The sequence below is a fragment of the Pseudomonas koreensis genome, from assembly GCF_025447595.1.
Taxonomy (GTDB): domain Bacteria; phylum Pseudomonadota; class Gammaproteobacteria; order Pseudomonadales; family Pseudomonadaceae; genus Aquipseudomonas; species Aquipseudomonas koreensis_H.
The window spans coordinates 43793-57091 of sequence record NZ_JAOEJU010000004.1 but is presented as its reverse complement, the minus strand read 5'-3'; the positions used below and the strand labels follow the sequence as shown (position 1 = coordinate 57091).

Here is a 13299-nt window from a genome sequence, read left to right as displayed (position 1 = left end):
CGTCGCCCATCAGGCACCATTGCGGAGCGAGGGCAGACCAAGACCATGTAAGGATTCCAATCACTGGAGACACCCCATGATCTCGTCAAGGTTGACTGCCCTCGTATTCGCCACACTGCTCAGTCCTGCGGTGTTTGCCGCCACCACCGCCGCCGGCACCGGTCCCACCGACCCGGTCGAGCGACCGAAAGCTCCAGCCATCCAGAGTGCCCCTGGCATGAACACCGACGGCTCAGGGGTGGAAAGCGCCCTGCCACCGGCTACCGGCACCGACCCGCGCACCCAGGGCAATGATCCTGGCCGTCAGGGTGGTACTTCCGGCAATCCCCTGCCGCCGGATAACTCCGGAGCCGGTACCGACTCGAAAACCACGACGGGCGGCTCGGGCTCGGAAGGTGCCGGAAAGTAGATCGCCAACTCCAACGCCCGATCGACATTCAGGAAGAGGTAACCATGAACGACGATAAAAACCTGGAAAAAGAAGTTCTCACCCGTTTGCTGCACGCCCATCCAAACGGACTGGGCAAGGAAGTGCTGGACAATTATCGGGGCGAGAAAGTCGTGGCCAGCGCCCTCGCCGCACTGCAGGAACGTGGACTCATCCACCATGGCCATGTGACCTGCAACGAAGCAGGCGAGCACTCATTGAACCTGCCCATCAAACTCAGTGCCGCCGGCGTGGAAGCGGCCCGCAAGCTCGACAGCTGACCCGCGTACTCAAAATCTGGTGCAAGGAGAAATCCAATGCCTCGTGGAAGCAAAGCCAAATACACCACCGAGCAAAAGCGCAAGGCCGCGCACATCGAAGACAGTTACGAAAAGAAAGGCATATCGAAAGATGAAGCCGAGGCGCGGGAGCGGAAGATTCCCGGGCGCTCTTCGATGCGTAAGGATGAGTTGATTGCGGCGTTGCGCAAGGCGAGTTGAATCAGGCCTTGTGCCGAATCTCTGGACCCTTCGCGAGCAAGCTCGCTCCCACAGGGTATGGGTGAACACAACAGTTCCTGTGTGGGAGCGAGCCTGCTCGCGAAAGCGATCGATCAGTGATCGCAAGTTTCAAGGATTAATGCATCGACTTCGGCAGTGCCCGGTGAGGTCGCCGGGCCCCAGCGGGTGACGGCCAACGCGGCTGCGGCGTTGGCGCGCCTCGCGGCTTCATCAGCCGCCAGACCTTGCGCCAGACCGGCCACAAACACCCCGGCATGCGCATCACCCGCACCGTTGCTGTCGACCGCCTGAACCTTGAAACCCGGCACATGCCGACGTCCGCCGCGCTGATGAATCCAGCAACCCTGCGGGCCGTCGCGCACGACCATCAGCACATCCTGTGGCAGGTGCACGGTTAGCCGGTCCAACGCGGTTTCGATGTCCGCCGCGTCAGTGAAACGCAGCGCCTCGACGCTGTTGCTGGTCCACACGTCGATGCGCGGCAGCAACGCCTGCATCATCGGTGAGTCCGGCGACTCCACCAGTGGGCCCGGGTCGAACACCACGTTGATTGTCTTCGGCAACGCCAGCATCCAGTCCAGCAACGCCTGGGCCTTGCCGCGGTGCAACAGGCTGTAGCCGCTGACGTAGACGTAGTCCCCCGCCTCGGCGGCGACGCTATTCAGCTCCGCCGCCGTCACCTCGCCTTCGGCGCCGATGTAGGAAATGAAACTGCGCTCGGCCGACGCATCGGTCAGCGCCACGCAGATACCAGTGTCGCGCTCTGCAGGCTGTTCGATGCCGATGCGGATGCCTTCAGCATTCATCGCCTGCCGCGCCAGATCGCCGAAACGGCCGTTGCCGTGGCGACCGAGGTAGACCACCGGCAAGCCGTTACGCGCGGCGGCGGCCATCACATTGAAGCCGCCGCCGGCTTCGAAACTGGCGGACTGCGCCAGCACGTCACCGCCGATTTGGGGCAGCGCATCAACGGCCATGACCAGGTCGATGATGACCTGGCCGGTGTGCAACATCTTAGGCATGAGCATTCTCGGATTGCGCAGCGCGGCGATCTCTCGCCCCGCCGAGTACGAAGTAAATGCCGCCGGCGACCACAAAGGTCACGATCCAGCCAAGGCCGTTGTGGCCCAGCCACGAATCGGACAGAAAGCCCTTGAACCAGACGTTCTCGGCGGTGGTGCCGATGGTGGTGAAACTGAAACCCAGCACGATCGCAATCGCCCACGCGCCGAACGCGCGCCACTCGATGCCCCCGCTGTACCAGTAGGCGCTGCTCGGGCTGACGTCGAGCAGGTCTTTCGGGCTGTAGTAGTGACGGTGAATCAGGTCGACGACGAAGATCCCGACCCACGCAGTAATCGGCACGGCCAGCAGGGAAATGAAGGTGATGAACGGGCCGTAGAAGCTGTCGGCGATCAGCATGAAGTAGATCGAACCGGCGAAGATCGCGACGATGTCGACCACCACCGCGTACACGCGCTTGACCTTCAGGCCGAGGGTCAGCGTGGTCAGGCCGGCGGAATACACCGACAGGTTGTTCGACAGCAACAGGCCACCGAATGCGGTGATCAGGTACGGCACGGCCATCCAGGTCGGCAGCATGTCGCGGATCGCCACGATCGGGTCAGTCGCCGACGCCAGATCGTTGTTGCCCACCGACAGCAGGCCGCCGAGGGTGATCAGCAACACCAGCGGAATCCCTGCGCCGAACGCTGCCGAAGCCACCAGGCGCACGGCTTTGACGCTGCGATGCTGATAGCGCGACATGTCGGCGCCGGCGTTGGCCCAGCCGATCCCGGTGCCGGCGGCCATGGTGCCGATACCGATGATCATCGCGCTCATCGGCGCCGGCGTGGCGTTGAACACCGCGCTCCAGTCGATGGTCGCGCAGAGGAAGCCGCCGACCAGAATGTTCAGCGCGCCGAACACGTAGGTCGCCCACTTCTGGATCACCAGCAAGGTGGCGTGGCCGAGGCCGGACACCGACAGGGTCAGCAGCACGAAAATCGCGATGAAGATCAGGGTCAGCACCGGTGCGCTTTTGGCTTCCACCGGTGAGCCGAACAGGATCGAGCACAACGACAACAGCACGAACGCGGCGGTGGTGGTGTTGACGGTTTCCCAGCCCAGGCGCGACATCAGCGACACCAGCGTCGGGCCGATATTGCCGCGCACACCGAAGATCGCTCGCGACAGGGTCAGGCTCGGCGCACGACCGCGACGACCGGCAATCGAGATGATCCCCACCACCGCGAACGAACCGGCAGCGCCGAGGATGGCGACGATGATCGCCTGCCAGATCGCCAGGCCGCGAAACGCAACCAGCGTGGCGCCCAGTGGCAGGCCGAGGATGGAAATATTGGCAGCGAACCAGACCCAGAACAGTTGCAGCGGATGGCCGTTGCACTCGCCTTCCGGCACCGGTTCGATGCCCCGGGTTTCCAGTTGCCCGGCGCTTTGCCCGGCGTTCGATGAACTCATGAAAAATGCTCCTGTTTGCCTTTATTGTGGTTGTGGCAATGACGCAGAACGACAAGACATCCCGCCCTTCCTGGGCCTGTCTGCGCGATCCATTGCGGGTGAATATTCAGGTTTTGTGGTGCGCCTTTCGCGAGCAAGCTCGCTCCCACAGGTTCGAAGTGAACCTTGAGATTGCACTGTCCCTGTGGGAGCGAGCTTGCTCGCGAAGGCGTCAGTTCAATCAGCGCAAGGCCAACAGCCCTGTCACCAACGGCTCAAGCTCCAGATCGTTGACGGCCTTCACCGTTTCAATCATCGGCGCCGGCCAACTCTGCAGGCCCAGGCAGGCCCCGAGCATGGCGCCGAGAATCGCGGCGATGGTGTCGGTGTCGCCACCCAGGCTCGCGGCCATGCACAGCGCATCGAACGGCGTCATTTCACCGACCGCGACTTGCTGCGCAAGGGCGAACGACACCACCACCGATTCCTGCGAGGCCACCGAAGTGCCGATCACGTCGTACAGCAGATCCGCGAGCAACACTGGGTCGCTTTCGACACTGATGCTGCGCGCCCAACTGATCCGCGAGGCGATGCGCCCACCGGCCACCCAGTGACCGTGAGACTCCGCTTGCTGGGCGATCTGTTGGCCGAGGTTCAGCGCCTCGCCCAGATCCAGACCGTTGATGCCGGCCGAGACCACCGCCGCCACCGCCGCCGCACTGGAAATCCCCAGCGTGGTGTTGTGAGTGACCTGACACGCCTGCACCACCGCCGCGATAAAGCGCTCGGGATCGGCGACATCGGCGGCGATTCCCACCGGGGTGATGCGCATCGCTGCGCCGTTGGTGGTGCCGTAGCGCCCGGCCTCTTCCGGCGAATGGCCGGCGAGGATCATTTCGATCGCACGTTTGGTCGACGGGCCGAGCAAGTCCTGCGAGCCCTTGGCCTGCATCTCGGCTTCCCATTCGATCAGCCGCTGCGCGAGCACCGCGGGCTCGATCCGGCCTTTGCCTTCGACCAGCAACTCGCCGACCAGAATCGCCTGTTCGGTGTCATCGGTGATCGAGCCCTTGGGCATATTCGCGGCAATCGGTTGCAAGGGGCCGGCGTCTTGCAGATCGGTGATCTGGCCGAAGCGCTGCTTGATCGTTTCGCGGTTCAGGGATTGGGTCGGCATACCCAGCGCATCGCCGAGTGCCAGGCCGTAAAACGCGCCCAGGGCACGGTCGAGGGCGGTCATTTCGATTCTCCAAATTGCAGGTGCAGACGGAAATGCACCGGGTCGAGCAGGCTTTCGACCTGTTCCATGAAACGGTTTTGCCGGTCGTAGGTGGTGCGCAATGCCTTGAGGAACACCGTGCCCTCAGCGCGGCCGAGCAGTTCGGCGTCCACGGCGTTGAGCGGTTCGGCGCCGATCCATTGATCGCCGCGCTCGCCGACGTAGCCGTAAGCGGCCAGGGTGATGGTCAGTGAATTGTCGATCAGGCCGACTCGCGGCAGGCTTTCCAGGCCTCCGCTCGCGGGCATCAGAGAGCGTTCAAGGGACACCGCCGTGCCGTCGTTGGAACGGCGGCGACGTTCGAGCAGAATGAATTGATCGGAACCGAAACGCGGCAGCAGATCCTCGCGAGTCACGGCTTCCAGACACAGCACTTCAGTGTTGATCAGCGCCCCGCTATCGGCCAGCGCCTGGGCCCAGCCGCTTTGCTGGTCGAGCACCACGCCGTCGAAAGTGACAATAGAACCGACTCCACTTTGCGTGGCGATGTAGTTGCGCCGCTTAAGTTCGGCCAGCGCTTCGCGCAACGTGCCACGGCTGACGTTGAATTCCTGAGCCAACTGATGCTCACCGGGCAACAGAAAGCCGTCCTCCAGGAGGCCGCTTTCGATGCGCCGGATGAGTTCGTTGACCACCCGTTGTTTCTTGTCAAATCGTACCTGTCTAATCATGTACAAAGTGATAACCGAAACAAGACAGGACGAGCAAGGAGTATTTATCTGGAAGTGACGGAAGGTTCGGCAGACAGGATGAACTGTGGGAGCGAGCTTGCTCGCGATAAGGCCTGCACATCCAACATCAAAGTGCCGGATCTACCGCTATCGCGAGCAAGCTCGCTCCCACAGGGTATTGCGGATTACCGTTGCTTGAGTCGGTCGATAACCACAGCCAACAGCAGAATCGAACCCCGAATCACGTACTGATAAAACGTGTCGATATTCTTCAGGTTCATTGCATTCTCGATGATCGCCAGAATCAGCACCCCGGCAATCACATGCCGAATCATCCCGATCCCGCCACTCAGCGATACCCCGCCCAGCACGCAAGCCGAAATCACCGTCAGCTCGAACCCCTGCCCGATCATCGGCTGACCCGAAGTCATCCGCGAAGCCAGAATCACCCCCGCCAGCGCACCGATCACGCCATGCACCGCAAAGATGATGATTTTCGTGCGATCAACATTCACCCCCGCCAGCAACGCCGCTTCCTGGTTGCCACCGATGGCCATGGTGTTGCGCCCGTAAGTCGTGTAGTTCAGCAACCAGCCGAAAAACAGGAAGCAGACGATGGTGATCAGGATCGGTACCGGCACGCCGAACAGCTGGCCGTTGCCGAACACGAAGAACGATTCCTGGGACACGCCCACCGCTTTGCCGTTGGCAAAAATGTAGGCCAGGCCACGGACGATCTGCATGGTCGCCAACGTCGTGATCAGCGCATTGACCCGCAACTTGGCGATCACGATACCGTTGATCAGCCCGACGATCAGGCCCATCACCAGCGCGGCGCTGACACCGAGAAACACGCTGTTGGTGTCGCGCATAACCACCGCCGCAACCACCCCGGCGCAGGCAATCACCGACCCCACCGACAAATCGAAATGCCCCGACGCCAGGCAATACAACATGGTGCACGCGGCAATCCCGGTGGTGGAAATCGCCAGGCCCAGACCGCGCATGTTCAGCGGCGAGAGGAAGTTGTCGATCAACAAGGTGCAGGCGAGAAAAATGCCGACCGCCGCCAGCAACATCACCCAGTCATCAAGAAAGCGCCGCATATCCAGAGGTTTGCGCGCGGTCGGCAGGGTTTCGTTTTGGGTTGTCATCATAGTCACCTCTCAGTTCGCCACGCCGTCAGCGCGGTGGCGCGGCAAAGCCAGTTGCAGCAGGTTGGATTCATTGGCCTGGTCGCGGCTGACTTCGCCACGCAGGGCGCCCTCGCACAGCACCAGAATGCGGTCGGAAATGCCCATCACTTCCATCAGATCGCTGGACACCACGATCACCGAAATACCGTCGGCGGCCAGGTTATGAATGATCTGGTAGATCTCGGCCTTGGCGCCGATGTCGATGCCCCGGGTCGGTTCGTCGAGCAGCAGGACCTTCATCGGCATCGACAGCCAGCGGCCGAGAATCGCCTTCTGCTGATTGCCACCGGAGAGGAACTTGATCTGTTGCCCGGCGTGGGGCGTTTTCACTTTCAGGGCCTTGATCTGTTTGTCGGCGTTGCCCTTTTCCCAGATCCCGCGCAGCAGGCAACCGAGCCCGGAGTTCGCCCCCCGTGCACTGATGTTGATGTTCTCGGCAACGCTGGCCAGCGGGATGATGCCTTCCTTCTTGCGATCCTCCGGACACAACAGAATCCCGGCGGCAATCGCGTCGCGAGGCGAACGCAGTTTCAGTTCATGGCCGCGCAATTCCAGGCGTCCGGCGGTGTTGCGTTCCAGCCCACTGAGCAACCGGAACAGCTCGGTGCGCCCTGCTCCGACCAGCCCAAACAGGCCCAAAATCTCGCCTTTGTGCGCATCGAAACTGATCGGCTCGCGCAGGCCCGGGCCGAGCAAGCCATCGACTCTCAGCGCCACCGCGCCACGGGGGCGACCGCGATAGTCGTAGATATCCTGAATGTCGCGCCCGACCATGCAGGTCACCAGTTGATCGTGGGTCAACTGGCTCATGTCATCGAACGTGCGCACGTAACGACCATCCTTGAACACCGTCACCGCGTCGCAAATGCGGAACACTTCTTCCATGCGATGGGAGACGTAGAGCACCACTTTGCCCTCGTCACGCAGCCGACCGATGATCGCCATCAGCCGATCGATTTCCCGCGCCGAGAGGCTGCTGGTCGGTTCATCGAAGGCAATCACATGGGCGCCACGGGACAGCGCCTTGGCGATTTCCACCAGTTGCCGCTGGCCGAGGGACAGGCGTCCGACCTTGGTCTGCGGGTCGATTTCATCGGCCAGACCTTTAAGACAAGCCAGAGCTTGCTGGCGCAGCGCGCCGCGATTGATCAAGCCGAAGCTGGCCGGCAGGTGACCGAGAAACAGGTTCTCGGCTACGGTCATTTCCGGCACCAGATGCAGCTCTTGGTGAATCACCGCCACGCCGCTGCCGATGCTGTCGGCGGTGGACTTGAAGGCCATCGTCCGTTCGCCGATCTGCAGCTCGCCGCTGCTCGGAATGTAGGCGCCGCCGAGGATCTTCAGCAGGGTCGATTTGCCGGCGCCGTTCTCGCCCATCAAGGCGTGCACCTGCCCGGGGTGAGCGACGAAACTGATGCCGTCCAGCGCCTTTACGCCCGGGAAGGTCTTGCCGATCCCGTTGAAACGCAGGCTCCCGCTGGCGCTGTGTTCTTGTGTCTGTACTTGCGCGTGCATTTAAACCACCTCATCACACCGTTCGAGCGGCCCGGCTGCCCGGGCCGCCGCTGCCGTCAGTTCCACAGGCCGATCTTCTCCAGCTCCTGCTTGAAGTCGTCGCGGGTGATCAGGGTGACGTCGTCCATCGCGGTGTACTTCGGTGGTTCTTTGCCAGTGGTGACCCACTCGTACATCATGCTCGCGGTGTTGTAGCCCTCGATGTGCGGGCTTGGCAGCATCGAACCGTAGAAGCCGCTGTTGGGCTTTTTCAGCTCGCCGATCGCGTCGGTACCGTTGATGCCGATGCCGATCACATTGGCGGCGGCAAACCCGGCGGCTTCGGTGGCGCGCACGCCGCCCAGCACGGTGTTGTCGTTCATGCCGCCGATGATCAGGTTCTTCGCCGCGCCCGGCAGCTTGACCAGCGCCGAGTTGGTGGCGTCCATGCTGCCCGGTACGTCGAGGGTTTTCAGAGCGGCAGTCAGAATGTGATCTTTCGGCATGCCCGCGTCTTCGAGCGCCTTCATCGAGCCGTCGGTGCGCTTTTTGCCGGTGTCGAGTTCGTTGTAGGTGTTGACCACCGCGTAGGTGTCTTTCCAGTCCCAGTTACGCTTTTTCGCCTCGGCGGCCATGGCGGCGCCCTGCTTCTGGCCGACTTCGAACGCGGCCATGCCGAGGTACGGCACGTCCTCCATGAACTTGCCATTGGCGTCGACGAAGCGGTCGTCGACGGCGATGACTTTCAGGTCATTGAGTTTGGCCTTGGCCATGATCGCCGGGCCGAGGGACACGTCCGGCGGGCAGATGACGAAGCCCTTGGCGCCGTTGGCCGCGAGGCTGTCGATGGCCGAGAGGGTTTTCTCGCCGTCCGGTACGGCGATCTTGATCAGCTCGAAGCCTTTGTCCTTGGCAGCTTTCTCGGCGAAGGCCCATTCAGTCTGGAACCACGGCTCTTCGGCCTGCTTGACCAGGAAACCGATCTTCACAGGGTCAGCGGCCAGCAGCGAACTGCTCAGGCTGAACGCAGTGACCGCCAGCGCGGTACTGCACAGGGTACGAATCCCGAAACGACGTTTCATAAGCAGACTCCTTGTTATTTTTCTTGAGCGTTATTTGAAAAGCGTTACAGCGGTCGAAGCGTTTCCCGCGAATCATGACGACAATAGTCATATCGTATGATGATTGGATTTCAGGCGGACCTTGCCACCTGAAATCCGCTTTTTCAGTCGTGGTACATCACCGAGCGACCACCATCGATGGTGATGCACGAGGCGTTGATGAACGGCGCGTCATCACTGGCCAGGAACACGGCGGTCATCGCCACTTCAATCGGCTGGCCGATGCGTTTCGGTGGGTGCAGATCGAAGGCGCGCTGGCGTTCGGCATGCGGGTCGGCGAAGCCGTTCCAGTAATCGACGTTGAGCTGGGTTTCGATGTAGCCCGGCGCAATCGCGTTGACGCGAATACCTTTCGGTGCGTACTCGATGCCCAACGCGCGGGTCAGCCCGAGCAGGCCATGCTTGGCCACCGGGTACGGGAAGCAGCCGGGAATGATGTGGGTGGAATGGGTCGAGGCAATGTTGATGATGCTGCCGATGCCTTGTTCGATCATCTGTGGCAACACGGCTTTGCAGCCGTACCAGGCGCCATCGAGGTCGATGGCGAAGCAGCGATGCCAGTCTTCTTCGGTCATTTGCAGCGGATCGCGGAACACGTTGACCCCGGCGCAATTGACCAGCACGTCGATGCGACCGTGCAGCTCGATGGCCAGTTTGGCCATCGCGTGCAGATCCTGCTGACGCGATACGTCGGCCTTGATCGCTTGCACGTCGGCGCCCTGCTCGCGCCAGTGCGCGGCGACTTTCTCGACCTTTTCAGCCTGGATATCGCTGATCACCAGTTTGGCCTGCTGCGAGGCGAAGGTCGCGACGATTGCTTCGCCGATGCCTTGGGCGGCGCCGGTCAGCAGCACAACCTTGTTTTTAAGGCGCTCACCTTTCGGTGGCTCGGGCACCGGCGGCAAGGAAAGGGGTTCAGCCATGAATCAGGACTCCTGTTCGAAAGCATAAAAAAACCGGGCATCTGACGATGTCCGGTCTGGAAGGCTTCTGGAACAAAACAGGCGAGCGCACGCCGCGGCACCGAAACGGCCCGAAGCGCTGACTCCGCTGTGGAGTGCGATGGAAATTCGCTGCATCACTTCACCTGTTTTGTTCTTTTTAAGTGTGAGTGCGTGTTACTGCTGGAGCCGACTATAAACCCGACCGCCGAATAATCTCAATATATAATTTTGCATCCCATATTTTGGGATTTAACTGGCGAATCGCGTGCAGAGCTTTCCGGTGACATCCACCTGCAGCGACAGCACTGCACCGTCCAACGGGTGGTTCAGCGGACTTTTGGCGCTGGTGATGTACAGGGTTTTCAGGTCCGCGCCGCCGAATACGCAACTGGTCGGACGACTGATCGGCAAGTCGATCTTGCGGTCGACCTGGCCATCCGGTGTCAGACGCAGCAGGCAGCTGCCGTCCCAGCGGGCGTTCCAGATGTAGCCCTCGGCGTCCATCGCCGAACCGTCCGGGCCACCGTGCTGATCGGCGCCATACCAAGGTTGGGCCGTGTCGAGGTTGCCGTCGGTGTGGATGAAATAGCGGTACAGGGTGCTGTCGAGGCTGTCGCCGAACAGCAGCGTGGTGCCGTCGTCGCTCCAGAGCAACGTGTTGGGAATGCCCAGGCCACGCAGCAATGGCGTGACTCTTTTATCCGGATCAACCCGGAACAGCCCACCGGAACGACGAGTGATCGGCAGATCTTCGCCCTGCTCGCCGATGTTGTTTTGCATGGTGCCGAGCCACAAACGGCCCTGGCCATCGCAACGTGCCTCGTTGGCGCGGTTGCCCGGTTGCGGATCGGCGACGCAGAACAGCGTCAGTCTCGGCTCAAGTCCGGGTGAATCCAGATCGAGCCGGTAGACGCCGCTGCTCAGGGTCACCAGCGCGTCGCCGCTCGCGCAGGGAATGAACGCCGAGACGTGCTCCGGCATCTGCCAGATCTGCACGTTCTGCCCGATCAGGCGCAGCGCCTGTTTGCCGGCGATGTCCACCCAGTACAGCACCTGGGTCGGGGCGTCCCAGAACGGGCCTTCGCCCAGTTGCGCCCGATGCTCTGTCACCGCAGTCCACGTCATGCAACCTCCTGTCTTGTTGTTTTTTTCAGCTGGCTTTTTTATCGGCCATTACCTGCGGGTAGAACCGCTTGATGGCCAGGTCGGCATTGTCGATCAGGGTCATGCAGGCCCACACCCCGCGCGCGGCATCCCGGGCGGCGATGGCGTCGGCCATGTCTTTGTGGATGGGTAGAGTACGGCGTAACTCATCGGGGTCGGCCGCAGAAACTTCGAAGGACACGGCGAGCAGTGCACCGAGGGCCGGCACCATTTGCTCGATGAATTGATTGTGGCTGGCAGCGAGAATGCACTCGTGGAAGAACTGGTCGGCGCGGTTGTAATCGATGCCGCTGTCCACTGCCCGCTCGAGCGCGTTGTAGGCCTGCTGCACGGCTTGCACCTGTTCCACGGTTGCCCGCTCGCAGGCCCAGCGCACTGCCATCGGTTCGATGGTCCGGCGCAGGTCGAGCAGGTCATCGACGAAGTTTTCCGGCAGGCCGCTGCGTGACAGCCAGCCCACGACTTGCGGATCGAACAGGTTCCAGCGCTTGATCGGCAGCACCCGCGTGCCGACCTTCGGCCCGACTTCGAGCATGCCTTTGGCGACGAGGGTCTTGATGGCTTCGCGGATCACGGTGCGACTGACACCGAGCTGCTCGCCCAGATCGGCCTCGACCTTGATCGCCTGCCCCGGTTTGACCTGGCCAGTGGCAATCCAGGCGCCCAGCCAGTCAACCGTTGATGCATGAAAACTGCTCGACATGGACACCCCGACGCCGTTCGCTGTGGGTGTCCACGCTAATCATCATACGATTAAGAGTCAACGACAAAAAACCGCAGCCTGCTTTCACAGACTGCGGTTTTTTTAAGGTTCGAGGCCGATGCGAAAGAACTCGCCGCTGCTCCAGACACCAAGCCAGCGCTGGCCATCGATTTCACGGCTGACTGCCAGCTCGACCAATTGGTAGAACACGTTGCGGTGGATCAGCGCCTCGAGGTTGGTGCGCACATGCACGTAGGGCGCGGGTTCTTGCGTTGTCGGATCAATCTCGACGCGGATCGGATGTTCCGCGCCGGCCTCGGTGGTTTCATCGACGTTGGTGGTGAAGCGCAGCACTTGCGCCTCACCCTCGCCTTCCACCTCGACGGCAATCGCCACGAATGGCGCGTCATCGACCGTGATTCCGACCTTCTCCACCGGGGTTATCAGGAAATAATCATCGCCATCGCGGCGGATGATCGTGGAGAACAGCTTGACCATCGGCTTGCGCCCGATCGGCGTACCCAGGTAGTACCAGGTGCCGTCACGGGCGATGCGCATGTCGATGTCGCCGCAGAAATCCGGGTTCCACAAGTGCACCGGCGGCAAGCCTTTGGTTTTGGGGATTTGCCCCAGCAGGTCATTGGCTTTTTGCGGGCCACTCATGGCGTACTCCTTGAATTACTGGTCCCCGACGCCCAGCAGGCTGCGCGCGTACTGCGCAAGCGGTGGGCCGATCAGGTCTTCGGGCTTGTTGTCGTGGAACGTCAGTAAACCGCCACGACTCTTGATCCGTGCAGTATCAATCAAATACTGGGTGCTGGTCTCGATCAACATGATCTGAATCACGCCACCGTCGATACCGAGACGATCCACGGCTTCCTGATCCAGCCATTCATCGGAGTTACCGATGCGGTCGTCGGCCTTGGCGAAACGGGTGTACAGCAGGTAGTGGGCACCTGCGTCGCGGGCTTCGCCCATCGCCTGATCGAGGCCTTCCGGCGCACGGGCGCGGCGGACCATCGGAAAGTATTCGACGAAGCCTTTGAAGGCTTCTTCAGCGACGACGTTTGGACGCGGGTAGGAACCACCCGGCGGCGCGAACGAGCCTTGCGCGATGTAGATGAACGAATCCGGCTGAATGCGGAAATTGTTTACGCGACGGCTGTCGCTGTGGTCCAGCAGCCCCGCGTCGCTCATCTGGTAGCGAGTCCCTTCGGCCATGTCACTGACAGTCATACAGCCGCCCAGCGCCAAAACGGCCAGCAGCAAAACCAGGCTACGCATCCTAATCCTCCAGAAGCCGGTGACGGAAAACCGGC

At 61.6% G+C, this 13299-nt stretch carries 15 protein-coding genes; 3 read left to right on the top strand and 12 right to left on the bottom strand.

All coding sequences use genetic code 11. The features are described from left to right. Nucleotides 1-76: 76 nt before the first annotated feature. The 3 genes from N8H71_RS07750 to N8H71_RS07740 are packed head-to-tail and all read left to right on the top strand — an operon-like array spanning nt 77 to nt 927. On the top strand, nt 77-409 hold the full coding sequence (locus N8H71_RS07750; RefSeq protein ID WP_262193536.1) for a hypothetical protein: 333 nt from the start codon (nt 77-79) through the stop codon (nt 407-409). A 44-nt stretch (nt 410-453) separates the two neighbouring features. Further along, nucleotides 454-708, top strand: coding sequence for a hypothetical protein (locus N8H71_RS07745; RefSeq protein WP_262193535.1), 255 nt, complete (start codon nt 454-456; stop codon nt 706-708). Nucleotides 709-744: 36 nt separating this feature from the next. Further along, on the top strand, nt 745-927 hold the full coding sequence (locus N8H71_RS07740; protein ID WP_262193534.1) for a Rho termination factor N-terminal domain-containing protein: 183 nt from the start codon (nt 745-747) through the stop codon (nt 925-927). Nucleotides 928-1040: 113 nt separating this feature from the next. Here N8H71_RS07740 and N8H71_RS07735 read toward each other — a convergent pair whose 3' ends face one another. The 12 genes from N8H71_RS07735 to N8H71_RS07680 all read right to left on the bottom strand — a co-directional run bounded on the left by N8H71_RS07735 (nt 1041) and on the right by N8H71_RS07680 (nt 13264). After that, nucleotides 1041-1970 carry a PfkB family carbohydrate kinase gene (locus tag N8H71_RS07735; RefSeq protein WP_262193533.1) on the bottom strand — a complete coding sequence of 310 codons (930 nt, stop codon included), beginning with the start codon at nt 1968-1970 and terminating at the stop codon, nt 1041-1043. Next, on the bottom strand, nt 1963-3429 hold the full coding sequence (locus tag N8H71_RS07730; RefSeq protein WP_085683520.1) for a purine-cytosine permease family protein: 1467 nt from the start codon (nt 3427-3429) through the stop codon (nt 1963-1965). Before N8H71_RS07730 ends, N8H71_RS07735 begins: the two co-directional genes overlap by 8 nt. 220 nt (nt 3430-3649) lie before the next feature. Then, nucleotides 3650-4648, bottom strand: a complete 999-nt coding sequence (locus N8H71_RS07725; protein WP_262193532.1) for an ADP-ribosylglycohydrolase family protein — start codon at nt 4646-4648, stop codon at nt 3650-3652. Next, nucleotides 4645-5358, bottom strand: coding sequence for a GntR family transcriptional regulator (locus tag N8H71_RS07720; RefSeq protein WP_262193531.1), 714 nt, complete (start codon nt 5356-5358; stop codon nt 4645-4647). Before N8H71_RS07720 ends, N8H71_RS07725 begins: the two co-directional genes overlap by 4 nt. Nucleotides 5359-5543: 185 nt before the next feature. Further along, nucleotides 5544-6512: an L-arabinose ABC transporter permease AraH gene (araH, locus tag N8H71_RS07715; protein WP_085697229.1), complete on the bottom strand. Its 969-nt coding sequence runs from the start codon at nt 6510-6512 to the stop codon at nt 5544-5546. Nucleotides 6513-6524: 12 nt separating this feature from the next. Further along, nucleotides 6525-8069, bottom strand: a complete 1545-nt coding sequence (araG, locus tag N8H71_RS07710) for an L-arabinose ABC transporter ATP-binding protein AraG (protein ID WP_007950823.1) — start codon at nt 8067-8069, stop codon at nt 6525-6527. Nucleotides 8070-8125: 56 nt separating this feature from the next. Further along, on the bottom strand, nt 8126-9130 hold the full coding sequence (locus N8H71_RS07705) for a substrate-binding domain-containing protein (RefSeq protein WP_262193530.1): 1005 nt from the start codon (nt 9128-9130) through the stop codon (nt 8126-8128). 143 nt (nt 9131-9273) lie between these two features. Next, nucleotides 9274-10092 carry an SDR family oxidoreductase gene (locus tag N8H71_RS07700; protein ID WP_262193529.1) on the bottom strand — a complete coding sequence of 273 codons (819 nt, stop codon included), beginning with the start codon at nt 10090-10092 and terminating at the stop codon, nt 9274-9276. A gap of 270 nt (nt 10093-10362) precedes the next feature. Continuing rightward, nucleotides 10363-11238: an SMP-30/gluconolactonase/LRE family protein gene (locus N8H71_RS07695; protein WP_262193528.1), complete on the bottom strand. Its 876-nt coding sequence runs from the start codon at nt 11236-11238 to the stop codon at nt 10363-10365. 25 nt (nt 11239-11263) lie between these two features. Further along, the gene (locus tag N8H71_RS07690; RefSeq protein WP_262193527.1) at nt 11264-11980 is read right to left on the bottom strand and encodes a FadR/GntR family transcriptional regulator; all 717 of its coding nucleotides are present in this window, start codon (nt 11978-11980) and stop codon (nt 11264-11266) included. Nucleotides 11981-12082: 102 nt separating this feature from the next. Next, nucleotides 12083-12643 (bottom strand): DUF1285 domain-containing protein, encoded by a 561-nt coding sequence (locus tag N8H71_RS07685; protein ID WP_262193526.1) that lies wholly within the window; start codon nt 12641-12643, stop codon nt 12083-12085. A gap of 15 nt (nt 12644-12658) precedes the next feature. After that, nucleotides 12659-13264, bottom strand: coding sequence for a DUF4823 domain-containing protein (locus tag N8H71_RS07680; protein WP_007950810.1), 606 nt, complete (start codon nt 13262-13264; stop codon nt 12659-12661). Nucleotides 13265-13299 lie beyond the last annotated feature (35 nt).

Bases quoted from the DNA above. Each gene is read 5' to 3' on its own strand.
- N8H71_RS07725 (WP_262193532.1), bottom strand. From the start codon at position 4,648: ATGACCGCCCTCGACCGTGCCCTGGGCGCGTTTTACGGCCTGGCACTC.
- N8H71_RS07705 (WP_262193530.1), bottom strand. From the start codon at position 9,130: ATGAAACGTCGTTTCGGGATTCGTACCCTGTGCAGTACCGCGCTGGCG.
- N8H71_RS07750 (WP_262193536.1), top strand. From the start codon at position 77: ATGATCTCGTCAAGGTTGACTGCCCTCGTATTCGCCACACTGCTCAGT.
- N8H71_RS07680 (WP_007950810.1), bottom strand. From the start codon at position 13,264: ATGCGTAGCCTGGTTTTGCTGCTGGCCGTTTTGGCGCTGGGCGGCTGT.
- N8H71_RS07735 (WP_262193533.1), bottom strand. From the start codon at position 1,970: ATGCCTAAGATGTTGCACACCGGCCAGGTCATCATCGACCTGGTCATG.
- N8H71_RS07690 (WP_262193527.1), bottom strand. From the start codon at position 11,980: ATGTCGAGCAGTTTTCATGCATCAACGGTTGACTGGCTGGGCGCCTGG.
- N8H71_RS07720 (WP_262193531.1), bottom strand. From the start codon at position 5,358: ATGATTAGACAGGTACGATTTGACAAGAAACAACGGGTGGTCAACGAA.
- N8H71_RS07730 (WP_085683520.1), bottom strand. From the start codon at position 3,429: ATGAGTTCATCGAACGCCGGGCAAAGCGCCGGGCAACTGGAAACCCGG.
- N8H71_RS07745 (WP_262193535.1), top strand. From the start codon at position 454: ATGAACGACGATAAAAACCTGGAAAAAGAAGTTCTCACCCGTTTGCTG.
- araH (WP_085697229.1), bottom strand. From the start codon at position 6,512: ATGACAACCCAAAACGAAACCCTGCCGACCGCGCGCAAACCTCTGGAT.
- N8H71_RS07685 (WP_262193526.1), bottom strand. From the start codon at position 12,643: ATGAGTGGCCCGCAAAAAGCCAATGACCTGCTGGGGCAAATCCCCAAA.
- araG (WP_007950823.1), bottom strand. From the start codon at position 8,069: ATGCACGCGCAAGTACAGACACAAGAACACAGCGCCAGCGGGAGCCTG.
- N8H71_RS07700 (WP_262193529.1), bottom strand. From the start codon at position 10,092: ATGGCTGAACCCCTTTCCTTGCCGCCGGTGCCCGAGCCACCGAAAGGT.
- N8H71_RS07695 (WP_262193528.1), bottom strand. From the start codon at position 11,238: ATGACGTGGACTGCGGTGACAGAGCATCGGGCGCAACTGGGCGAAGGC.
- N8H71_RS07740 (WP_262193534.1), top strand. From the start codon at position 745: ATGCCTCGTGGAAGCAAAGCCAAATACACCACCGAGCAAAAGCGCAAG.